Raw genomic sequence first — 22,688 nt, forward strand, 5'->3', positions numbered from 1 at the left:
ACAAAAAAACCGCTATATATCAAGCGTTACAGCGGTTTTTCGAGTGATTATCGTTACACAATTCGGGAATGCAGGTTCTATCTCCTTAGCAGTTTCTTATTCCATCACCTGATCTTGAATAATCCCAGCGGCCTTCAAAAACATACAAGTCACTACCGGACCGACGAAGATAAAGCCACGTTTCTTCATATCCTTAGCGATCACCGTGGCTTCCGGTAATTGATTCGGCACTTCATCCCTAGTTTCATACTGGTGCAACACAGGTACCCCACCAAAGAAATCCCATAGATAGTCCGCGAAACTATGGTAATCATCCAGCAAGTTCACGATTGCCCGAGCATTCTGAATGACTGCTTTAATCTTTCGAGGATTGCGGATCATCTCGGGATCATTCATAATTTTTTCGACATCGTCAGGAAAAAAAGCGGCGACCTTACGAAAATCCATTTCACAGAAATTTCGTATGAACGCTTCACGCTTACTAGCAGACGCTTGCCAGCTTAATCCTGCTTGAAAAACGCCAACCGTCAGCAATAAAAACAATAACCGATCATCTTTCGTTGGCTTTCCCCATTGGTCACTATACCACTGATAGCTGTTCATTTCCCATCGCCTTCTGTCTGAATTTTATTGTATCCTTCTCTAGTCAGTTGTCTGATCCATTCCCAACTACACGATTCAAGAAACAGACAACTCTTATTATCTAATCCCTTCTTTACACGTCAATACCCTCTTTATTAAATTAAACAAAAAACGTTGGAAACCTCGAGCGGTTCCAACGTCTTTTGTTTAAGCTTTTGATAGATCTTTGTAAAATGCTGCTTTAGTCGCTGTAATGTAAGGTGTTAGCCATAAATAGCCAATCCCAAATGTAATGAGCGCCAGAATATGCCACCCAATGAAAGTGACATCCAACCAGAACAAGCGACCTTTATGTCCGCTCATTAAACGGCGACTAGCTGTAATTGTTTCCAACACTTTAGGCTTCTCACCCGTTTGCTTGATTTGATCGTAATAAAGGAAATAGCTTTGTGAATAAGAATATGTTTTAACTATTCCAGGAATAATCAGTAGCAAGGCCCACAACGTAGAAAAGATATTCGTCAATAGTGCAAGTAAAATGACACCTGCGATGAAGACCCCTTGGAACCCGCGAAAAGCATCCTTGAATGGTTCAATTTCAGTCTTTTCACCTCGTAATAAATCTAAATAAGTCCAAGAAATCCCACTCATAAATAAGGCGCTGACAATCGAGGAAACAAGGTTTGCTCCCACTCCATTACTATAATTTTGCTGATAGTCTGAAACAGATGAAATCATCCCGTCACCAGATCCATGAAGTACATAGACAATCATCCCCGATAATAAAACAAAGAACAGCACGGCAAGGCCTAATAATGTGGGAATTAAGTTTAACAGCACAGCCTGCCCCCATCTTCCTTTTAAAGCTTGTTTCGCTTCTGCTTTTAATTCGGCAGTCGTTTTCATAATTAATACCCCCCTTTTGTTTTCTAATTATATAGGAATTGATTATAAATGTCTTATAAATCAATTCCTATTTCGATTGAATACAGCCTGCACATTATATTTCATCTAACAGTTGCCAAAAAGCGCCTAACAAATGCGACTGATAGCGACTTTTTCGCAGCAAAGCAGTGATATCATTGGTTAATGACCATTCTTTGATTTTTATTTCCTTCAAACGGCCGCTTAACAGTTCTTCCTCCACTAAAATCTTTGGAAGCACCGAGATGCCTAATCCCGCCTTCACTGCCGCAATCAACGCTTGAGAATCTACGCTTTCCCAAATCGGAAATACTTTTTCTCCTTGTAAAACCGCTGATGATTCAAACGTTTCCCGTACCGCACTGCCCCGCTCGCGCAATAATAAAGGCTGCTCTAGTAATTCGCCAAAGGACAACTCAGCCATCGGGTGTGCCGCTTCTGCTACAACACACAGAGGGTATTCAGCGATTTTTTTTGCTTCAACTGATTGTTGAAAAATTTGACCTTCGATAAAGGCTAAATCGACTTTTCCTTCTTCCAACCGTGCAAGTGATTCTGCCGCCGGAAAAACTTGAACTTCGAAACTTGCCGCTGGCTGAAGCACTTGAAACCTTTGTAACCGCTGAGGGAGTTGTGTTTGGGCAAAGGTAATGCAAGAAGCAATCTTTAAGGGCGATTGTTTTTCTAAATGAGGCAGCCGAGCCTCCACCGTTTCAAATTCTTCGATCATCGGCTGGATTTCTTTTAAGAATAATTCTCCGGCTGGTGTCAGTTTGACGCTGCGATGAAGCCGTTCGAACAGTTGCGTCTCCGCTTCGTTTTCTAAATCCTTGATGGCATGTGAGACAGCCGACTGTGTCAGATATAAATTATGTGCTGCTTTCGTAAAATTTTTTGTACGAGCGATTTCGCGAAAAATCAAACACTGCTTGAAGTTCAAAGCCTTCACTCCCATGAATTGAATTCATACTAATGAGATCATAATATCATTTCACACATGAAAAACAAACCCTTACACTAAAACTAATCTGTTTGGAAAGGAGCAATCATGAAATCCCTTAAGTTCTATTTATGGCTTTGTTCAGTCAATTTATTTATCAGCGCGTTTACTTTTGGTGGCGGCTATGTTGTCGTGCCAATGATACGTAAATATTACGTTGAGCAGAAGCACGTCTTCTCCAACGAAAAATTAATGGAAATGGCGGCGGTTGCTCAATCCTCCCCTGGAGCAATCGCCATCAATCTCAGTGTTCTAGCCGGAAAAAAAGCGGGCGGCTCTCTTGGTGCCGTCCTCAGTGTCATTTGTTCGATCTTGCCGCCGTTGGTCATTTTGGGCTTTGTCTCTAGCTGGTATGAAGCTTTCGCCGCGAACCAAATGATTATGGCGATTCTAAAAGGAATGCAAGCCTGTGTTACGGCCTTAATCGTCGATGTCGTGATCGATATGTATCAATTGTTACGAAAAGAAAAATCTAAACTGCTTAATCTATTAGTCCCAACCGCTTTTATTGCCAATGTTTTCTTCAACGTAAACGTCATTTTTATTTTGGTGTTCGGCGCAATGATGTGTTTACTTCAAGTTCGCTATCAACAAACAAAGGAGGCGAGATAATGCAATTATTCTGGACGTTTCTAAAAATTGGGTTGTTTAGCGTTGGTGGCGGTTACGCGATCATTCCTTTAATCCAAGAACAAGTCGTGAATCAACAAGGTTGGCTGACGGATAACGTATTTACGGATATCATTACAATCTCTCAAATGACGCCGGGACCGATCGCAGTAAATACTTCCACCTTCGTCGGCATGCAAATAAACGGGCTTGTCGGAGCGATTGTCGCAACCATCGGCTGTATTTTAGGCGGCTGTGTCATTTCTATCGCACTGTACGACTTTTTCCAAAAACATCAAGAATCCTCTTATGTCTCACAGGTATTAAAAAGCTTGAGGGCCTCTTCGATTGGTCTGATTATGTCCGCCGGCTTTACCATTTTGCTGTTGACCTTCTTTGATTCCTCCGAATTATCAACTATACTCAGTGCTCACCTTGATGGGATCGCTGTGCTTCTTTTTGTTGTATTCTTATTTATCCTGCGCAAGTTCAAGTTGAATCCAATTTTCTTGATGTGTCTTGCGGGCATTGCTGGTTTCTTTTTATATTAAACAACCTTCAACAACTAGTATAAACATTTCAGGTTTGTTCCCGCGAAAATGAATGATAGAATAAGGAATAAACTCTATAAGGAGAATAGAATTTCATGACTTATGCACTTGAAATAAAAGATTTAACCAAAGTCTACCAAACGGGTGTCGAAGCCTTGAAGGGCATTGATTTAGCAGTAGAAGAAGGGGATTTTTATGCCCTATTAGGTCCGAACGGTGCAGGGAAATCAACAACGATCGGAATCATTACTTCACTCGTTAACAAAACTTCTGGCAAGGTAAAGGTTTTTAATTATGACTTAGATACTAATTTGGTCAATGCTAAACAACAGATTGGGTTAGTCCCGCAGGAATTCAATTTCAATCCCTTTGAGACCGTCCAGCAAATTGTTGTCAACCAAGCGGGCTACTACGGTGTACCTCGGAAAGAAGCCCTAAAACGCAGTGAAAAATATTTGAAACAATCCGATTTATGGGAAAAGCGCAACGTCCGGGCACGAATGCTTTCAGGTGGAATGAAGCGGCGGCTGATGATTGCTCGGGCTTTGATGCACGAACCTCGTTTATTGATCCTAGATGAACCGACCGCCGGTGTGGATATCGAACTGCGGCGTGAAATGTGGGCTTTTTTACGTGAGTTGAATGCCAATGGTACGACCATTATTTTAACGACCCATTACCTTGAAGAAGCGGAAATGCTGTGCCGTCACATCGGGATTATTCAATCAGGAGAGTTGATCGAAAACACCAGTATGAAATCATTGCTGGCAAAATTGCAATTTGAAACCTTTATTTTAGATTTGGCTCCCTATGATAAAGAACCCGAAATCAACGGTTTTAATTATAGTTTCGAAGATGAGCAAACATTAGCGGTGGAAGTCGAACGAGATCAAGGAATCAATGAATTGTTCGACCAACTGACTACACAAGGAATCAAAGTCTTGTCGATGCGGAATAAGTCGAACCGTCTAGAGGAACTATTCCTGAAAATTACGGAGGAAAAACATGTTTAATTTATATTTCACTGCGCTAAAAAGTCTCGCTGTAAAAGAAACCAACCGTTACTTGCGAATCTGGGTCCAAACGCTAGTCCCACCAGTCATTACGACTTCATTATATTTCGTCATTTTTGGTAATTTAATTGGTGGTCGGATCGGGGATATGGCGGGCTTTTCTTATATGGAATTTATCGTTCCCGGCTTGATCATGATGTCGGCGATCACCAGCTCGTATTCCAATGTCTCATCTTCTTTTTTCTCTCAGAAGTTTCAAAAAAATATTGAAGAAATCTTAGTCGCTCCGGTGCCGACCCATATTATTATCTGGGGCTTTGTGATTGGCGGCTTAGGCCGCAGTGTTTTAGTAGGCGCACTGGTTACGATTATTTCTTTATTTTTTGTTCCCCTCCATGTTTATTCCTGGTTCATCGTGGTTGTGACATTATTGATGACAGCAATTCTATTTTCACTAGCAGGCTTATTGAACGGGATTTTCGCCCAATCCTTTGATGATGTTTCCATCGTGCCAACTTTTGTCCTACAACCTTTAACTTATCTTGGCGGTGTCTTTTATGCCATCTCTATGTTGCCACCCTTTTGGCAAGCTGTTTCAAAAATCAATCCGATCGTCTACATGATCTCTGGTTTCCGTTATGGCTTTCTCGGCGTGATGGACGTGTCCATCGTCGTTTCCATGACGATTTTGATTCTCTTTATTGCCGTGCTTTATAGCATCTGCTGGTACTTGATTCAAAAAGGTCGTGGATTACGGAGCTAAAAAGAAGCGAGAAGCTGGAAATATAACACTGTCCCAGCTTCTCGCTTCTTTTTTATTATTCACCTTTTAGTAATAAACTTCATCAAGAAAAAGTCCTTGTGCGGGGGCGGTCTCTCCCGCGGCTTTTCTAACTTTCTCCGTCAAGACTTCATCAATAACCTCTAGCCCCAAATCACCTGCACCGATGGCTAAGATTGTTCCCATCAAGATCCGCACCATTTTATGCAAAAAACCATCTGCAATAAACGTGAAATGCAACATACTGCCTTCTTGCTCAATCGCAATCTCATCAATCGTTCGAGTCGTTGATTTTTTAGTTTTTTTCAGAGCCGAAAAGCCCAGAAAATCGTGCGTCCCAATTAATTTTTCACAAGCTTCCTGCATTTTCGCAAGATCTAATTCCTGTGGTACATAAAAACTGTGATAGCGTTCAAAGGCAGTTGGAATTGGGTCATTCCAGACATAGTAGCTGTACTGTTTGCCTTTAACGTTGTAGCGCGCATGGAAACGCTCCGGCATTTCTTCGACTTTTTTTACCACGATATCACTTGGTAAATAACGATTGAAAAAGCTTAGTATCTCAGGCCGAGAAAGCTCTGTATTGGTTTTAAAATTTGCTACTTGTCCACGTGCATGGGTCCCCGCATCCGTCCTGCCTGATCCGGTAATTTCAATTTTTTCTCCGGTCATCTGGTTGATGACACTTTCAATTTTGCCTTGGATCGTTTTATCTGAGTCCCCCAGCCGTTGCCAGCCAAGGTATCTTTTTCCATCATATTCGATCGTTAATTTTATATTTCGCATGAATAAGGCTCCTCTTACTTTCGATTATTCTTCAGTAGTCTAACACAAAACGAATACTTTTACTGATGAAAACAGAAAGTCATTGTTCCTTTCTGTTCACGGTAAATGAACCTACGAGTAAAGATTCCTGATTATTATTTTTAAACCGCAAAACAATAAGACCTTAGCATTTCCGCTAAGGTCAAAAGAATTCACTCGTTTAGTCAGTCACTGTTCAGTTGCTTTAATTGGTCGATCCGGCTGTGCAGATCCTCATAGACGCCCATGATTTTTTTCTTGTTTGCGTGATTTCAATTGAAATTGCTCGTACACGAGTATGAATCTGCTGTGCCTCTTTTTCAGATGATTGCATGATCCGTTGAGAATCATAGTGGGCTTTTCCAATCATGCGGTCCGCCTGTTTACGGGTGGAACTCAATGTTTCGGCAACCTCTTTTTGAGACCGAAATGTCTCCTGCTTCAAGCGTTCATTTTCTTTTCGCTGGCCACATGCTGGCGCAGCTCAGTCACCGTTTCTTCTTTCACCAGCGCCGGTCTACTGTTCTGCGCAAGCAGTAATTCTCTGATTCGCTGTTCTTTTTTCCAAAGAATCAGTTCCTGTTGTTCAATCTGTTCTTCCTTTTTATCCAGATCAGCAATCAATGAAGCCACTTGCTTTTCTAACTGATTGATTTTGTTATACCGCCAAAGCTCTCGGTTCTTTTGCTGCGCGATTGCTTCTTGGCATTTCTGCTGTATCGTTTGACTTTCTTTTTCAAGAGCTGACAACTGTTGTTTCGCCTGTTGCAATTTTCTATTTTCTGCTCTAGCTTGGACTAATTTTGTTCTGAGCTGCTCCAGCTCTTCTCTTTTTTGCAGTGTCTCTGTGTCCTCTTTAATTTGTTTTATTTCCATTTCCAACGTGTTCATCTGCTCACTGTTTTTAGCTTTCTCCGCGTCCCAACGTTGGATCGCCTGTTTATAATTTTCGTTTTCATTTTCAAGCCGCTGTCTTTTTACCGCCATTTCCTGCGGATACTGTTCTAGCGCTGCTTCTTTTTCAGTCAGGATCTGTTTTAATTCCGTAATTTCCTCTGATTGCTTCGAAGCGATTTTATCTGCTAATTGAGCAATCTTCGCCTCAGACCCTTTAGTAATTTTTTCATCTGGAATTGCGTTAATCTTATCTATGATGGTTCGGGTTGAAAACCATCTACTCTTTTTTTCTTGTGCGCACATGCGAATCCCTCTTTCTTTGGTCGTATTTTCGGATCAATGAAAATTTTCCCTACTCTTTAGGAACAACTTGGTTTACTCGCAAAAAATAGGGTCTGCATGCTTTAAAGGCATTGTTGATCTATCCTGACAAAACTTCAATCACATTGAAATATTTGTGCTTGTGTCTTTTTTCAATCCATGATTAACAGGATATTCAATCGCCGGTTTGTTCATTCTATTATAAGCGGAAGTAGCTATCCATGACTATGAAATCCTAGAGATTTCTCGTTTTTTTCAAAAAATGGTCATTTTTTATCCAAAAATATTTTTAAACGAAAAAAGGTTAAAACAAAACCCCCGACCATCTTTTGGATGATCAGGGGTTCGGTCTAACTATCTTTTATTATGCTTTGGGGAAGCGAGCTAGTTTGGCATAACCGGCTAATTCTTCTTCGATACGTAGGAATTGGTTGTATTTTTCAACCCGTTCACTGCGGGCCATCGAACCAGTCTTGATTTGTCCGGCATTCATTGCTACGGCAAAATCTGCGATGAACGTATCGCCTGTTTCACCCGAACGGTGAGAGATCATAGTTGTATACCCATTGGCACGAGCCATTTTAATTGTCTCGATGGATTCAGAAACTGTACCGATTTGGTTTAATTTGATCAAGATTGAGTTAGCCACTTTTTTCTCGATACCTTCAGCGAAGATTGCTGGGTTTGTGACGAAAATATCATCGCCGACTAGTTGAATTTCTTTGCCCATTGTCTCCGTCATTTTCTTAAATCCGTCCCAGTCATGTTCTGAGAAACCATCTTCAATTGTGATAATTGCTGGGTATTTTTTCACTAGCTCTTGATAATAGGTCAACATTTCGTCAGAAGACATTTCTTTGCCTTCAAAGCGATATTTCTTTGTTTCATCGCTATAAAATTCACTTGATGCGGGGTCTAATGCGATGGCAATTTCTTCACCAGGTACGTAACCGGCTTCTTTGATGGCACGATAAAGCATTTCGATCGCCGCTTCGGTGCTAGCTAATTTAGGAGCAAAGCCACCTTCATCTCCAACCGCTGTTTCATACCCTTCTTTGCCAAGCACACCTTTTAACGTGTGGTAAATGTTGGCGATTTTTTCAACACCATCACGGAAGCTTTCACGTTTCACTGGTGTAATTAAGAATTCTTGCACGTCGATACCGGAATCGGCATGAACACCGCCGTTAATTACATTGAAGAATGGTTGTGGCAATTCAAGATCGACACCACCAAGATAACGATACAATGGCACACCTTGACTTTGTGCCGCAGCCCGAGCAACAGCCATAGAAACACCTAAGATCGCATTGGCGCCAAGACGACCTTTGTTTGGTGTACCGTCTAAGTCAATCATAACTTGATCGATTTTTGCTTGATCGAAAGGTACTAAACCGTTTAATGCCTCATTGATTTCAGTATTGACGTTTTCAACAGCTTTACGAACACCTTTACCCATCAAACGATCGCCGCCATCCCGTAATTCCACTGCTTCACGATCGCCTGTTGAGGCACCACTTGGAACTTCTGCACGACCTAATGTGCCGTCGGATAAAATCACATCTGCTTCCACCGTAGGATTTCCACGAGAATCAAAAATTTCTCTTGCTTTTACTGTTTCAATTACTACTGTCATGTCTATTTCCTCCTCAATCTAAATACAAAAAAGCCTGTTACAAGTTGAGTACTTCTAAATACACCTTATGCCTCTCAGCCAAAGTGTTAAAAGTATTGAACTTATAACAGGCGCCATCAGCTGAATACATCAGCAGTCAGGAGGGAGCACCATCCCTCTTACATTTAAACGATAGCACGATGTTTTTTCCCTGACAAATAAAATGACTTTTCAATTGCTTGCATCCTAAGTAATAAATGAAAACAGACCAACCTGTTTCGGGATTGGTCTGGCTAAGTCTTTATTCGTTTAGATCCACTCGTAATAAAACTTTCCCTTGAGGGTGCCCTTTGGCGACATATTGTATCGCTTCATTGCTATCTTCAAGCTGAAACACTTTTGGATCGATGGCAGGAATGATTTGATTTTTTTCAATGATTCGGCTGATTTCTTTTAATTGCTCGCCGTCAGAACGGACAAAAATAAAATGATACTCGACTCCTTTTTCTTTGGCCTTTTTGTCTAATTTTTTTCCAGCTAAACCAAATAAAAACTGTTTCGCCTTTGGCATGCCTTTCGTGATAGCGAACCGTTTATTGGGCCCTGCAATCAAGCTGAGCAGGCGGCCACCGGGCTTGATGATCGAAATCTCTCTATCAAATTCTTTTTCTCCTAAGGTATCTATCACAAAATCAACCGGCTCTAACAGCTCCCAATAATTTTCTGTCTTATAATTTAAATAGCGATCTGCTCCAGCTGCCAATGTCCGTTCCTTTGCTTCGGGGCTACCGGAAACGATCACTGTTAAGCCTAAATCTTTTGCTAAAGGGATTGCCATCTGACCAAAGCTGCCTGAACCGCCAGGAATAAACAGTGTTTGACCAGCTTTCGCTTCTAATTCCTCGTGTAGCGCTTGGTAAGCCGTTAGACCCGTCAAAGGCGCAGCAGCACCGGTTAAAAAGTCCAAATTTTTCGGTAGTGGACTGAGGGCCGCCGCATCGACTGCTGCATATTCTGCGAAGGCCCCGATGTGTTCCAGTGGAAGGCGGGTGTATACCGCATCACCGACTTGATAAGTCGTCACTTTTTTCCCAACCGCTTCAACTACACCAGTTAATTCATTTCCCAATGTTAAAGGCATCGGATAATCTTGGATTAATTTTACGGAACCGGTGATATTCAATATTTCTAAAGGATTAACCGCCGCTACTTTGACCTTGATTAGGACCTGTTCTTCCGTGATTGCAGGAATCGGAATTTCATTGATTTCAGTTTGAAGCTCTTTTGAATATTTTTTTATTTGTACAGCCTTCATTATATTTTCTCCTTTTTAGAACGAACGTTCTAGTTTATTTGTAAAAAAAGATTGTCTCAGTAGCCACTTCCTAACTAAGACAACACTTGCAACGCTTGGTCGATCGTCTGAACTATTTCTGCAGGATCGCTACTGATCTTCGCATCGACTCGTACCCCTAGCCAGACAGTGTGAAAATAATGAGCTAAACTTTTCAATGACACTGCTTGTGCTATCTCGCCTTTTTGCTGGCCTTGGGTCAAGACCGTCAACAAATAGTTTTCGCTTCGCTGAAAGATCGCCGCTACCCGCAGCTTAGCTTCATCATCGATCAACGCCAGTTCCGTGGCGGTGTTCACCACTAGACAGCCCGACGGTTGACCGGTTTCACGGTCTAAGGTTATCGCAAGTAACCGTCTGATTTTTTCACGCGTAGTCAGTTCAGCTGGAATTCGCTGATTGATTTTTTCTGCTAAGTTTTGTTCATAGAGGGCTAAACTTTTTAAAAACAGTTGATGCTTGTCACCAAACGTATCATAAATACTTCGCCGGTGAATCCCCATGACATCCACTAATTCTTGCATCGAAGTTTTTTCGTAACCTTGCTGCCAAAATAATTGCATCGCTTTTGTTAACACTTCTGTTTCATCAAATTCTTTTACTCGAGCCACTTGAACACCTTCTTTTTAGAATGATCGTTCTAATAATAAGCGTAAATTGCATTAAAGTAAATTAATACGCTTAAAAAAGCAAATCTTTCAAAAGAAAGATTTGCTTCTACGAACTTTATTTTCCAATTACTAAGCGTCTCGTGTACACAGCTTGACCAGAATGCATCGCAGCATCATCAATTGCTGAGACGATCCGGGCTTGGCGTGTAACCGGCGGTGTCCAAGTGGTATCAATCACATCTGCAAGGCTGTCCTCATCCAATTTATCCAAATACTCCTTGGTAAACTGTATACTGTCCGCTAGATACTTTAAAACTAATTGCCGATCCGTTACTACGACTTTTGCCGCTTCTTCCGGCGAGTGGCGATAATCTTCGGTATCATCCGGTAAATCCAATGCAAATTTTTCTGTCCAGCCAGCACTCGTCCAAAGCGCCTCGGTCCCATTTAAAGCTGAAATCTGCAGATCCAATTCACGAGCAGTATGCCACATTAGCCACGTCACTGATTTAATCAATGGTGCCGGCATCTTGTTGGCCTCTTCTGTGGTCATTTGTTCAAAAGTCTCTTCAAAACGTTCCTGTGCGCGATCCAAAATCTCCATTGCCAATTGCATACTTTCCATCGTAAAAGCCTCCTAGTTCATTTGAATTCGTTCTTCTTCAACTGTACTACGGCACTTTAGTAAGGGCAACTATTCAACTTATTCGGCGGTTGAATACAAATAAGCAAGATCGCCAGCCACTTGCTCTGCTTCTGATGAATCAGCAAATTGAAACGTCAATGTCTGATTTAAAAGAGCCACAACTAGTCGATCATTTTCTTGTTGCAACTTAAAGGCTTCTTTAGAAAAAAACGTATGCTGAAATTGATCCAAATCTAAATTAGGCTGAATCACCAGCATGCCTGCTGCATAAAACACCACCGGTACCTCATCGATGGTTTCCAGCAGTGTAAAGTTCATTAATTCTTCTTCCGAAAGCTGCTGATCAATATACGCTTGTAAAATCAAAAATTGTTGTGACTGATTGAAAACTTGCTTGAATTCATTCATTTGCCTATTCCTCGATTAAAATTGCTGGAATCCCAAGGCCAGCTAAAATCCGTGCAGACGTATAGGTATTTAACCCTTTTCTAAAGGTGATATAAACCTTACGATCTTTTGGAACTTCATTGATTCGTTCACGTAGTTCATTCATAGGAATATTTTTTGTTGCAGGAATAGACCCAGAAGGTGCTTTGTCCGCTTCACGAATATCTAAGAAAAAGGCACTAGCTAAATCTTCAGCTGAAATATCCGTAGCTTTGATTGTTTCCACCACGTTGGTCATTTGGTTGATTGCCACATAGCCGGCAATGTTCAATGGATCTCTCGTGGTTGAGTACGGTGGTGAATAAGGTAATTCTAAATCGGGCAGGTCAAATACGGTCAGATTACCTGTGATGGCAACAGACAGTTCGCCCATTCGTTTATCGACACCTTGCTCTCCAACCGCTTGTCCACCTAAAATTTTGCCGCTGTCCGCATCGAAAATAATCTTCAGATTTAGACGTGTTGCACCGGGATAAAAGTAAGCATGATCAAAAGGGGTCACAAAAACAGATTTGTAATTCGTGATACCAGACGCTTTCAAGGCATGCTCGGTCATCCCTGTGTAGCTAGCGGTATAATCAAAAATTTTCGCTACGCCGGCCCCGATATAGCCGCGATAACTCATTGGTGTACCATTAACCATATCTGCTAACATATGACCTTGACGATTAGCGGCACTGGATAGCATACTTGAGGTTGCTAGACCTGTCACTACGCTGGTGGTTTTAATAATATCACCAATTGCATAGATGTCGGCAACGTTCGTTTCTAATTGATCGTTGACAATGATTTGTCCATCTTCGGATAATTCGATACCAGCCGTTTTAGCGACTTCATTATTGGGTGCTACTCCAGTCGCAAAGAGAATCAATTCTGGATTAAGACTCGTTCCATCGGATAAAAGAACTTCTTGGCCCGCTTGACGAATTTCTTCCACTCGTGTATTTAAATGAACATGCAAATCATTTTCAAGCAACTTAGCGTAGATCAAATCCGCGATCTCTTCATCATACGGAAAAGCGACTTGCGGCAATTGATCCACAAGTGTTACGTCCATTCCGCGATGTTTAAAGTTTTCAGCTAATTCAAGCCCCATCACGCCGGCGCCTAAAACTAAAACACTCTTAGGATCGTGTTCATCAAGGTAGGTTTTGATCTCCGCAGCATCTGTCACACTCCGTAAAACAAAACCATTTTCCGCTTCTGCGGCACCTTTAATTGGCGGTAAGGTTGGACGAGCCCCTGCTGAAATAATTAATTTATCATAATTAGTCGCAGTCGTTTCGCCAGTTGCCAAATCTTTGACGACTAATTGCTTATTCGCTGGATCAATCGTCTGAACTTCATGCTTCGTAAAGACATCGATATTGTTCTTTACCTTCAATATTTCTGGTGTCCGTTCAATCAAGGAATCTAAATCCTCAATCACACCTCCTAAATAATAAGGCAATGCGCAGCTTGCGTAAGAAATATTTTCTCCTCGTTCATAGATCACGATTTCGTGTTCTTCATTCAAGCGACGCAAGCGGGTAGCAAACGAAGGCCCGCCTGCAACCCCACCTATTACTACAAATTTCATGGTTCCATCTCCTCTATTTGAAAAAAATAAGTTTTAGCTTTAAGCATATGCCTGCTAAAGAGAGAACGTTTCCTAAAATAGGTCTCCACAATAACTTGGCATTTCTAATTCCGATAGTACAATGTTTTCAACGAACCGGCAAAGAATTGTTCTCGCAAAGAAAAAATTAGTTTAGGAAAAATGACTCCCTACAATGAGACAGACGAATAAGCTGTTTACATGCAAAAAGGAGGTATGACAAAAAATTTGTCATACCTCCTGCTTCCGAAGACGGTCCACTCGTAGTGCCTTCGGAAATATGTCTAATAATCTCAAAAAATACGAGAAACTATTTTCGAATGATCCGATTGATTTCTTGAAACTGAACACTTCTATCACAGCCTCGCCAACTGACTCTGAACAAGGGCGGTTGCCCATGCTTTCTTTGCACTAAAGAAAGCCCCGGTCTTGCTGAAAGTCTTGGTTGAGTCAACTATTCTTTGACTTCTTTAACTGTTAAACCGGCTTCTGCAATAAATGCTGAGGGTTCGGTTTTTTTCTCGTTGACAGCTTTTGGGAACGTCACATATAATCTTTCCTTCGCTCGCGTGATAGCGACATACATCAGCCGTCGCTGTTCTTCCATCGTTGTCGGCGGTGCGCCCTGCTCAACGGCCGCCTGCAAATCACAGTCTACTTTTTCAACTGTATGATGATTTGGTAAGGCGTCCTCATAAACACCCTTAATAAAAATATTCTTTTTTCCTAGTCCTTTGCTGGCATGGATCGATAATAGATAGACGGCGTTTAGTTGCTGTTGATCGTATTCCTTTAAACGTTGCTTCATTCCTTGATTTTGTTTTTGAGCTCGCTCAAAGCTTGCCACTAAACCGGGCCAATCCTCGGCTTCCGTTAATTCCTTTGCCAGCCAGTCAGCTTCTTCCATACTTAGTTCCTTTTTAAATTTAGGAGTCGCCAGGATGGCTTCCACAAAAGGAACCAGTTGTAGCTGCTGGCTTTGATAAAAAGTATAGATTTGCTTGAAGAATTGTTTTGTCTTCGTTTGCGCTGATCGATCAAGCTGCTTTTCAGTTACTAAGAAAGTAACTAGATCATTGATTTTGAATTTATTTTGGGTGAAAAGTTTTTCCAAGAAAGCAGCGCTGGTGCCGAACTTTATGTAGTGATAAAAAGCGTATTGTTGAATGATCGTTTTTAAAGCATCATTTTTTTCTTTACTATTTATTGCGTACGCGATTTTTTGTAATTGTTCAAATAATGTTTTAAACAAAGGGAGTCCAAAGATTCCTAAGAGATCATCCGTTGATTGTGTGACAAAAGGAATCCTTTGTTCCGTTAATTGTTTTAATAGTGACCTTAGCTGCACCCGTGTTGGATACAAAACAAGGGTATCGGTATAATCGGGAGTGCCGTCTTTTTTCGGCGATTGAGTCGCCAGTGTTTGAATTTCTCTGCCAATCCAAGCAGCTTCTACTTCATCATCGGGAAAGCTCAATGCGGAGATTTCGTGAACAGCTGGCTTGATGGCGGTCATGGTTTTAGCCAATCGATCATGAGCATTCTGTTGAATCAAACGATTCCCCGCCTCAACGATTGGTGCTTCCGAGCGATAATTCGTCATGAGTGTCAACGAAGTCTGGTTGTATTCTTGGTCAAAGTCTTTGATATAGCGTGGTTCTGCCCCTCGAAAATAATAAATACTTTGATCATCATCTCCTACGATGATTAGTTTACCGGAAGACGGGCTCTGACTCTGCTTATCTGGTGGACAGATCAAGGCGACGATTTGCTTTTGCAAAGGGTTGATGTCTTGAAACTCATCAATAAAAATGTAGCGGTATTTTTGCTGCAAGCTTGCTCGTGCAGTGCGATCATTTTCTAAAATCAATTTTAGATTATAAAGCATATCATCAAAGTTAATAAATTGATGACTTTTTTTAAGCACAGCTAGCTCTTTTAAAAATTGTTGAAAGACATGACTGAGGGTTTGGTTCGGCAAAAGATCTTTTCCATCAAAGTAAGCCGCAACAAAACCGACCATCGCTTGATCTGAATAGCCCATATTGCGCCAATAGCTGATTCGCGACAAGAGACTGCGATCCTCGTATTTATCAAAGTTATATAAACGATATTTCTTAATTAGTTGATTGACCGTTTGTCCATAAAGCTCTTCATCGATTGCCCCTTCAATTCCCCATTGCTTGAGTGCTGGATTGTGCCGGATCAATTCTTGGTATTCTCGATTGAACCAACCATGAAAGGTTTGAACTCGGATTCGGCCATAGCCTCCTAGATAATGATTGACCCGTTCCTCCATTTCCAATTTAGCTTTGCGGGAAAAGGTACACATCATGATCGTTTTGGGATCAACCTGTTTTTCTAAGACTAAATAAGCCGCCTTTCCGCAAATCGTTTGGGTCTTGCCGCTACCAGCACCAGCGATAATCCGCAGATGAGTCTCCATCGGAAAGCGGATTGCCGCTAGTTGCTCCGAACTGAACTCCGCCCCATTATTTTGTGCCAGCAAGTGCTGCAATGTGGTTTGATCATTGAAAACCTCTGTTTCCAACCGCTCCTTATCTTTTGAAAAATTAATCATGAAAAAGAATCCTCTCTATAATAAAACATCCTTGTCTATTATAGCGGAATCGTAAAATTATGATAGACCTTGATCTCTGGCAAAAAGAAGCGAGTAAACAACACGCTCGTTTTATTGTCTCTTATTCGCTTCAATTTTATTTTTACGATAATTTAACGGCGTGGTTCCTGTAATTTTTTTAAAACTACGGACAAAATAACTTGGCTCGACAAACCCTAACTCATCACTGATCTCGGTAATTGACCAATCAGTTGTTTCTAATAATTGTTCGGCCCAATACACTTTTAGTTTTCCATAGATTTTGCTAAAAGGTTCGCCGAATTCTTCTTTTAACAACCGGCTCAAATGACTAGGGGATAGATTGGTCACCGAAGCTAGCGTCGGCAGATCAACGTGACTGCCTTTATTTTCAAATACTAAATCGATTGCCGGCTGTAGCAGCCGATTTGTCGCCTGGTACACTCCATTTTCTGTTTGTAGTCGATTTTCTAATAACGATTGTTGGATATCCTTTTGCACAAATGACAAATCCAAGTCTTCTTCTAGCGGCAGTTCATGTTTCGATAAGCGCAGTGTTTGTTTGTAAGCCTTAATTAAATAATCTTTTTTGATTGCTTCACTAATAATATACTCACTAAGCTTTTCTAACATCTCCGCCGATTTATTCAGATCCTCTCGATTAAATCGCGGATATTGCGCAATCAAGTCTTGATGCTCCTGCTTAAAATCAGTGACGAGTTGTTGATCTTCCAGTTGCAATACTTGCTCCAAGTCATTCTGTTCGTCCGTCATTAAAATTTCTCCTGCCATAATCGCACCCGCATAATGACCGTCGATAATAATCGGGATCGCCATGTCAACAATATCAAAATGACAGCGATAAATGAACGACTGCCCCGTTCGTACTGCTTCCAGCCCGCCTCGTGAATCACATTTTTCACAATACGCCGAAAGCTTCGGATGATTGCGGGCCAACTGACAAAAAGGCTGTACTTGGCTATGCTTTGTAATCGGCCGTCCACGATAATCCACTAAAATAATCGCTAAGTGAGTCGCGATAGCAATACTTTCTTGCAACTTTTCCCATTTCGTTAAGTCTAGCACTTGTTCAATATCAAATTGTGTTCCCTTCATACGATCACCTCATAACGACATTGTAGAACCTTAGTTATAACAAAATAGTTCTATTTAGCAAAATAATTCAATTGATTTTCATAAGAAAACGGTAACATTATTCAATGATTCTTTTATGATAACGCTTTATGATAGCACTGTAAATAAAAACAAGGAGGCTTCATTTTATGAGAAAAGCACTGATTTTACCAACAAAATACGTTCAAGGTGAAGATGAGTTATTAAATTTAGGGTATTTCGTTACCACCTTTGGCAAGTCCGCTTTATTGATTGCTAATCCAGATGACGTTGAGCGAGTACGTCCACAATTGGATGCGACTGCAAAGAAATTCGATATCACGTTTTATGAAGGCGGATTCAACGGAGAAGTTACCCGTGAAGAAACAAAACGATTGCAAGCAGTAGCAGAAAAATATCAAACTGACTGCATTATCGGACTCGGCGGCGGAAAAGCCATTGATGCATCAAAAGTGGTTGCTGAAGGTGAACACTTGATTATTGTTCCAACAATTGCTGCGCAAGATGCACCAACCTCTCACTCTGCTGTACTTTATCACGCAGATGGTTCTTTTGATGACTATGCTTATTTCAAACAAAGTCCTAGCGTTGTTTTAGTTGACACAAAGGTCGTTGCAAAAGCACCCACTCGCTTCTTAGTTGCCGGCATGGGCGATGCTTTATCCACGTACTTTGAAGCTCGTGCCACTCACAATTCTTACTCACGGGTCAATGCTAGTTTACCAATGGGGTCTCGTGAAGGATTGACTCCCCCAGCCAGTGGAACCTACGCTGCACTTGCTATGGCAAAATTATGTTGGGAAAATCTACAAGAAGATGGGCTACACGCAAAGATTGCTTGTGATGCAAACTTACCAACTGAAGCATTAAATAAGATCGTTGAAACAAATATCTTATTATCTGGTTTAGGCTTTGAAAGTGGCGGCTTAGCAGCAGCTCACGCGATCCACAATGGAATGACCGTTCTAGCCGGTACACACCACTATCTACATGGTGAAAAAGTTGCCTTCGCTACTTTAGCACAATTGGTTTTAGAAGATGCTGAAACAGAAGAAATCAACGCAGTGATGGCTTTCATGGCTTCAATCGGATTGCCGCTTACATTGGCTGACCTTGGGGTTGAATCAATCAGCTTTGAAGAAGCACTGGAAGTTGCCAAAATTGCTTCTATTCCAGAAGAATCCATTCACTCAATGCCATTCCCAATCGTAGAAGAAGAAGTTGCCAATGCTATTATCGTCGCCGACCGCATCGGTCAAGCTTACAAAGACGCACATCAATAGTCAACAGCCGTGTTACTAGCTTGCCTCAGCGAGTTAGTAACACGTTATGTGTCATAACGATCTTCCTATTTATCGAAAAAGGATGTCCATAAACACCCCCTCTACTCCAGTAGAATGCTACACGGCTTGAAAATAAGTACATTAAATTTTAAATTGAAAAAAGGAGTATTTACATGAAAAAGGCAATTCTGTTAGTCTCACATAGTCAAAAAATCACTGACGGTATCAAAGAAATGATCGAGCAAATGGCTCAAAGTGATTCACTGGAAATTTATTCATTAGGCGGCACTTCAGATGGTGAGCTTGGCAGTGATCCAACGAAGATCGTTGATGTTGTCAACGAAGCCGATTCCGTTGAAGCATTTCTCGTTTTTGCCGATCTCGGCAGTGCTGTTTTAAGTGCAGAATTAGCCTTTGACATGTTAGAAGAAACACAACAGTCCAAATATATTTTAGTTGATGCACCTCTAGTTGAGGGAGCTTTCGCAGCGGGAATCACTGCTAGTGTTTCCGATGATCTTCCGCACATTATCGCTGAAGCAAAAAATGCACCCGGAAAGGGATGGGAATAACATGAAAAAAATAATCAATGAACCAAAAGATATTATTGAAGAAATGTTGTCTGGTATCGTCGCAAGCTATCCTACGCTCGTTCATCGAGTAGCTGATTCTCGCGTTATCGCAAGGAATTCTAGCTTAACACAAGTGGGATTAGTTTCTGGTGGCGGCAGCGGACATGAACCAGCCCATGCAGGTTTTGTCGGCGACGGCATGTTGAGCGCAGCGGTTTTAGGGGATGTTTTTACTTCTCCAACCCCCGATCAAATTGAAATAGCGATTGAAGAAGCAGATCAAGGGCAAGGCGTTCTATTGATTGTCAAAAATTACACGGGCGATATTTTAAACTTTGAAATGGCCAAGGATTTGGCAGAAATGAATGAGATTGCTACAGAGATCGTTGTCGTTGACGATGATATCGCGGTAGAAGATAGCACCTATACTGCCGGTAAACGCGGCGTGGCTGGGACGATCCTCGTTCATAAGATCTTAGGAAATGCCGCTAAACACGGTGCCAGTCTGACTGAATTAAAAGCTTTAGGTGATCGGGTCGTGGCAGCAACGAAGACAATCGGGGTTGCTTTAAAAGCTGCAACAGTTCCTGAAGTTGGTAAGCCCGGCTTTTCATTAGCCGAAGATGAAATTGAATTTGGTGTAGGTATTCATGGTGAACCTGGCTATCGTAAAGAGCACTTGCAGCCATCTAAAGCTTTAGCCCAAGAAATGGTGACTAAACTATTGGCTTCCTATGAAGAAAAACCCCAAACGATCGGCGTCTTAGTCAATGGCATGGGCGGTACACCTTTGATGGAGCAATTTGTCTTTATCAATGATGTCCTACATCTATTAGCAGAAGAAAATATTTCTGTCAGCTTCCATAAGGTCGGAAATTATATGACCTCTATTGACATGCAAGGCTTGTCTTTAACATTTATTGACTTAGCCGATCAAACTTGGCAGCACGCTTTGACTCACCATGTTTCAACTATCTCTTGGTAATAGATCCTAAGGAGGAAAAATAAATGAAGGTAACAACAAATGATATCCAAGCGTGGTTGCAGGATTTTGCAGCTGCGATTGAAAAAAATAAAGATTATCTAAGTGAATTGGATACGCCGATTGGTGACGGCGATCATGGCAACAATATGCATCGGGGAATGACCGAGTATTTAGTTGTTTCTAAAGGAAATGAGCCCAACTCTATCGCTAATAGCTTTAAAGTCTTAGCGATGGCGCTGATCTCAAAAGTTGGCGGTGCATCCGGTCCTTTGTATGGCTCCGCTTTTATGAATATGTCGAAAGCCGCTAAAGATCTTCCTGAAATTACTACTACTGAACAATTAATTACGATACTAACTGCTGGCTTCGATGGCATCAAAAATCGGGGAAAAGCAGAACTAGGCGACAAAACAATGTTAGACGTCTGGGGCCCTAGCCTTACTCTTTTAAAAGAAGATCGCTTCTCCAGCCAAGAAATTGAGCAACTGAAAGAACAAACCAAAGACTTACAAGCTAAAAAAGGGCGCGCCTCTTATTTAGGCGAGCGCTCCATCGGACACATTGATCCAGGGGCAGCTTCTAGTGCCTTGTTATTCCAGACGCTACTGCCTTATCTAAATTAACCAGCCAAGTGTTCCTCGACCGAAACTTTCGAGGGACACTTGTTTTTTTCATTGTTCACTCTTCTAGTCCTCTCCAGAATACGTTTTAATCGTATTTTTTGATCATCATTATTATACTAATAAAAAAAAGACTAACTCGCTTAGCCGTTGGAGTGAACCTTATGGAAAAACAACGAACCCTTAGTAAATCAATCCTTGTTCTTGGGCTCTTTTCTTTTATCACCTCGCTGTCTGGTGAAAGTACCAACTTAGCGTTGCCCACGATCAGCCGAGCTTTAGCAATTACTAATAATCAAGCGACGTGGATCGTTCAAGTCGGCTTGATCACCACGACAATTTTATTGGTCGCTTTTGGTCATCTCGGCGATGTGTTGTCGAAAGAGTTAATTTTCTTAGTTGGTGGCCTGTTATTTACAGTGGGCTCTTTAGTCAATGGGCTAGCACCAACCTTTGTCCTGCTCCTATTTGGTCGAGTCATCCAAGCCATTGGATCAGCCATGATTATGGCTAATTCCATTGGTTTGACAACTGAATATTCTACTCCCGAGACCCTCGGAACAACCCTAGCAGTCATTTCGATGTTTATCTCGGTTGGATCGATTTCAGGTCCCGCTTTAGGCGGCGTGATTTTGTCGGTCTTCTCTTGGCGTTGGATTTATTTGATTAATGTTCCTTTAGGACTTATTTTTAGTTACCTTGGATTCAAGACCTTCACGATTCCTAAATTTACGAAAGCATCGTTGGAAGCTCCTTTGAAAGAAGCCAATTGGCTGGGGCAAGGTATTTTTTCTGCTGGGATTATTGTTTTATCCCTTTCTAGTCTCTTTTTCCAAGATCTGCAAGCGCGCTATCTAGTCGGCAGTCTAGCCTTTGTTGGTGGTGCAGCCTTGACGGTTTTTTCTTTTATTCAGGATGATCATAGTAAAAGCCCTTGGATTTCGCCTAGTGTCCTTCGCAACAAACGCTTCATGCTCTCGATGTTCGCTTTATTTTTAGCGATGCTGACCAATGTCGCATCAAATATCTTACTGCCTTTTTATTTGCAAAGTTTCAATGGGGTCAATCCTTTGATCAGTGGCCTCGTGATGGTTTTGCAATCAGTTGTCATGCTGGTGATTTCACCAATCGCGGGACGTTTGTCCGATAAGATTGGCTCTAGTAAATTAATTATCAGCGGTCTAATCGTCTTAATCCTCTCGCAAATCGGTTATACCTTCTATCCCTTATCAATTCATTGGCTGCTGATCCTGTTGCCAATTTTATTAAATGGGGTCGGGATGGGGCTTTTCCTATCGCCGAATAATTCATTGGCGATGTCTTTTGTAGAGAAACACTTTACCGGCGTTGCGGGATCCTTGACTTCTTTCTTTAGAACGATCGGGATGAGTTTAGGTATTAGTATCGCTTCTGCGGTGCTCTTTGCCCAGCTTCCCGGGGTCCGTTACATTACACCTCGGCTAGGAACAAGCTTTATTCAAGCCTTTCACAATGTTTTTTGGGTGATGGCTGCTTTGGCAGTTCTCTGCCTATTCTTATCCGTCTATGCAATTTCCAGTGATACTACTCATTCCAAATAAAAATAGTATCTCTACCAACAACAATCCCCTCTTTCTGAAACTTTGGTACAAAACGAAAATAAGTCTATTCTGATTTCAATGAAAAGGAATCAGAATAGACTTATTTATATTTATGATACTCAAACACGCAAGCTTCAACATCTCTTTAGTGCTTAGAATAAGG

Annotated in this window: 23 protein-coding genes and 1 riboswitch; of the genes, 9 read left to right on the forward strand and 14 right to left on the reverse strand. The window is 41.5% G+C overall.

What is annotated here, in order from left to right; translation table 11 throughout:
* Positions 1 to 96: 96 nt before the first annotated feature.
* The 3 genes from FFM67_RS10800 to FFM67_RS10810 form a co-directional block, all read right to left on the reverse strand.
* A complete protein-coding gene (locus FFM67_RS10800) occupies positions 97 to 603 on the reverse strand; it encodes a DNA-3-methyladenine glycosylase I (protein ID WP_137614570.1) in 507 nt (168 codons plus the stop codon).
* A gap of 186 nt (positions 604 to 789) precedes the next feature.
* Positions 790 to 1,488, reverse strand: coding sequence for a DUF975 family protein (locus FFM67_RS10805; protein ID WP_137614571.1), 699 nt, complete (start codon positions 1,486 to 1,488; stop codon positions 790 to 792).
* 94 nt (positions 1,489 to 1,582) lie between these two features.
* Positions 1,583 to 2,455 (reverse strand): LysR family transcriptional regulator, encoded by an 873-nt coding sequence (locus FFM67_RS10810; protein ID WP_246042982.1) that lies wholly within the window; start codon positions 2,453 to 2,455, stop codon positions 1,583 to 1,585.
* Between the two features lie 99 nt (positions 2,456 to 2,554).
* Between FFM67_RS10810 and FFM67_RS10815 the strand changes: the two genes are divergently transcribed.
* From FFM67_RS10815 to FFM67_RS10830, 4 genes are all read left to right on the forward strand, one after another.
* Complete coding sequence (locus FFM67_RS10815) at positions 2,555 to 3,118, forward strand: chromate transporter (RefSeq protein WP_137614573.1); 564 nt, start codon at positions 2,555 to 2,557, stop codon at positions 3,116 to 3,118.
* A complete protein-coding gene (locus FFM67_RS10820) occupies positions 3,118 to 3,666 on the forward strand; it encodes a chromate transporter (RefSeq protein WP_137614574.1) in 549 nt (182 codons plus the stop codon). Before FFM67_RS10815 ends, FFM67_RS10820 begins: the two co-directional genes overlap by 1 nt.
* 95 nt (positions 3,667 to 3,761) lie before the next feature.
* The gene (locus tag FFM67_RS10825; RefSeq protein WP_137614575.1) at positions 3,762 to 4,679 is read left to right on the forward strand and encodes an ABC transporter ATP-binding protein; all 918 of its coding nucleotides are present in this window, start codon (positions 3,762 to 3,764) and stop codon (positions 4,677 to 4,679) included.
* The gene (locus FFM67_RS10830) at positions 4,672 to 5,442 is read left to right on the forward strand and encodes an ABC transporter permease (protein WP_137614576.1); all 771 of its coding nucleotides are present in this window, start codon (positions 4,672 to 4,674) and stop codon (positions 5,440 to 5,442) included. Before FFM67_RS10825 ends, FFM67_RS10830 begins: the two co-directional genes overlap by 8 nt.
* Positions 5,443 to 5,508: 66 nt before the next feature.
* Here the strand turns inward: FFM67_RS10830 and truA are convergent, their stop codons facing one another.
* The 11 genes from truA to FFM67_RS10885 all read right to left on the reverse strand — a co-directional run bounded on the left by truA (position 5,509) and on the right by FFM67_RS10885 (position 17,467).
* Complete coding sequence (truA, locus tag FFM67_RS10835; RefSeq protein ID WP_137614577.1) at positions 5,509 to 6,246, reverse strand: tRNA pseudouridine(38-40) synthase TruA; 738 nt, start codon at positions 6,244 to 6,246, stop codon at positions 5,509 to 5,511.
* A 223-nt stretch (positions 6,247 to 6,469) separates the two neighbouring features.
* Positions 6,470 to 6,664: a hypothetical protein gene (locus tag FFM67_RS10840; RefSeq protein ID WP_170178031.1), complete on the reverse strand. Its 195-nt coding sequence runs from the start codon at positions 6,662 to 6,664 to the stop codon at positions 6,470 to 6,472.
* Between the two features lie 41 nt (positions 6,665 to 6,705).
* A complete protein-coding gene (locus tag FFM67_RS10845) occupies positions 6,706 to 7,464 on the reverse strand; it encodes a coiled-coil domain-containing protein (RefSeq protein WP_137614579.1) in 759 nt (252 codons plus the stop codon).
* A 382-nt stretch (positions 7,465 to 7,846) separates the two neighbouring features.
* Positions 7,847 to 9,118: a phosphopyruvate hydratase gene (gene eno / locus FFM67_RS10850; protein ID WP_137614580.1), complete on the reverse strand. Its 1,272-nt coding sequence runs from the start codon at positions 9,116 to 9,118 to the stop codon at positions 7,847 to 7,849.
* A 100-nt stretch (positions 9,119 to 9,218) separates the two neighbouring features.
* A riboswitch (Fluoride riboswitch) is annotated at positions 9,219 to 9,284 on the reverse strand.
* Between the two features lie 114 nt (positions 9,285 to 9,398).
* Positions 9,399 to 10,412, reverse strand: coding sequence for an NADP-dependent oxidoreductase (locus tag FFM67_RS10855; RefSeq protein ID WP_137614581.1), 1,014 nt, complete (start codon positions 10,410 to 10,412; stop codon positions 9,399 to 9,401).
* A gap of 74 nt (positions 10,413 to 10,486) precedes the next feature.
* A complete protein-coding gene (locus FFM67_RS10860) occupies positions 10,487 to 11,062 on the reverse strand; it encodes a TetR/AcrR family transcriptional regulator (protein ID WP_137614582.1) in 576 nt (191 codons plus the stop codon).
* Between the two features lie 115 nt (positions 11,063 to 11,177).
* Positions 11,178 to 11,687: a DinB family protein gene (locus FFM67_RS10865; protein ID WP_137614583.1), complete on the reverse strand. Its 510-nt coding sequence runs from the start codon at positions 11,685 to 11,687 to the stop codon at positions 11,178 to 11,180.
* Between the two features lie 78 nt (positions 11,688 to 11,765).
* The gene (locus FFM67_RS10870; RefSeq protein ID WP_137614584.1) at positions 11,766 to 12,116 is read right to left on the reverse strand and encodes a hypothetical protein; all 351 of its coding nucleotides are present in this window, start codon (positions 12,114 to 12,116) and stop codon (positions 11,766 to 11,768) included.
* A 4-nt stretch (positions 12,117 to 12,120) separates the two neighbouring features.
* Positions 12,121 to 13,734 carry an FAD-dependent oxidoreductase gene (locus tag FFM67_RS10875; protein ID WP_137614585.1) on the reverse strand — a complete coding sequence of 538 codons (1,614 nt, stop codon included), beginning with the start codon at positions 13,732 to 13,734 and terminating at the stop codon, positions 12,121 to 12,123.
* Positions 13,735 to 14,206: 472 nt separating this feature from the next.
* Positions 14,207 to 16,333: an ATP-dependent helicase gene (locus FFM67_RS10880; protein WP_137614586.1), complete on the reverse strand. Its 2,127-nt coding sequence runs from the start codon at positions 16,331 to 16,333 to the stop codon at positions 14,207 to 14,209.
* Between the two features lie 111 nt (positions 16,334 to 16,444).
* Entirely contained in the window at positions 16,445 to 17,467 is a 1,023-nt protein-coding gene (locus FFM67_RS10885) for a PocR ligand-binding domain-containing protein (RefSeq protein ID WP_137614587.1), read from the reverse strand.
* 167 nt (positions 17,468 to 17,634) lie between these two features.
* On the opposite strand from FFM67_RS10885, the gene FFM67_RS10890 reads away from it, so the two are divergent.
* From FFM67_RS10890 to FFM67_RS10910, 5 genes are all read left to right on the forward strand, one after another.
* Entirely contained in the window at positions 17,635 to 18,768 is a 1,134-nt protein-coding gene (locus FFM67_RS10890) for a glycerol dehydrogenase (protein ID WP_137614588.1), read from the forward strand.
* Positions 18,769 to 18,941: 173 nt separating this feature from the next.
* Positions 18,942 to 19,340 carry a dihydroxyacetone kinase phosphoryl donor subunit DhaM gene (gene dhaM / locus FFM67_RS10895; RefSeq protein WP_137614589.1) on the forward strand — a complete coding sequence of 133 codons (399 nt, stop codon included), beginning with the start codon at positions 18,942 to 18,944 and terminating at the stop codon, positions 19,338 to 19,340.
* A 1-nt stretch (position 19,341) separates the two neighbouring features.
* Positions 19,342 to 20,325, forward strand: a complete 984-nt coding sequence (gene dhaK, locus FFM67_RS10900) for a dihydroxyacetone kinase subunit DhaK (RefSeq protein WP_137614590.1) — start codon at positions 19,342 to 19,344, stop codon at positions 20,323 to 20,325.
* Between the two features lie 23 nt (positions 20,326 to 20,348).
* On the forward strand, positions 20,349 to 20,948 hold the full coding sequence (gene dhaL / locus FFM67_RS10905) for a dihydroxyacetone kinase subunit DhaL (protein ID WP_137614591.1): 600 nt from the start codon (positions 20,349 to 20,351) through the stop codon (positions 20,946 to 20,948).
* 161 nt (positions 20,949 to 21,109) lie between these two features.
* The gene (locus FFM67_RS10910) at positions 21,110 to 22,525 is read left to right on the forward strand and encodes an MFS transporter (protein WP_137614592.1); all 1,416 of its coding nucleotides are present in this window, start codon (positions 21,110 to 21,112) and stop codon (positions 22,523 to 22,525) included.
* The last annotated feature ends 163 nt before the right edge of the window (positions 22,526 to 22,688 follow it).

This window comes from Enterococcus viikkiensis (assembly GCF_005405345.1).
GTDB classification, from domain to species: domain Bacteria; phylum Bacillota; class Bacilli; order Lactobacillales; family Enterococcaceae; genus Enterococcus_A; species Enterococcus_A viikkiensis.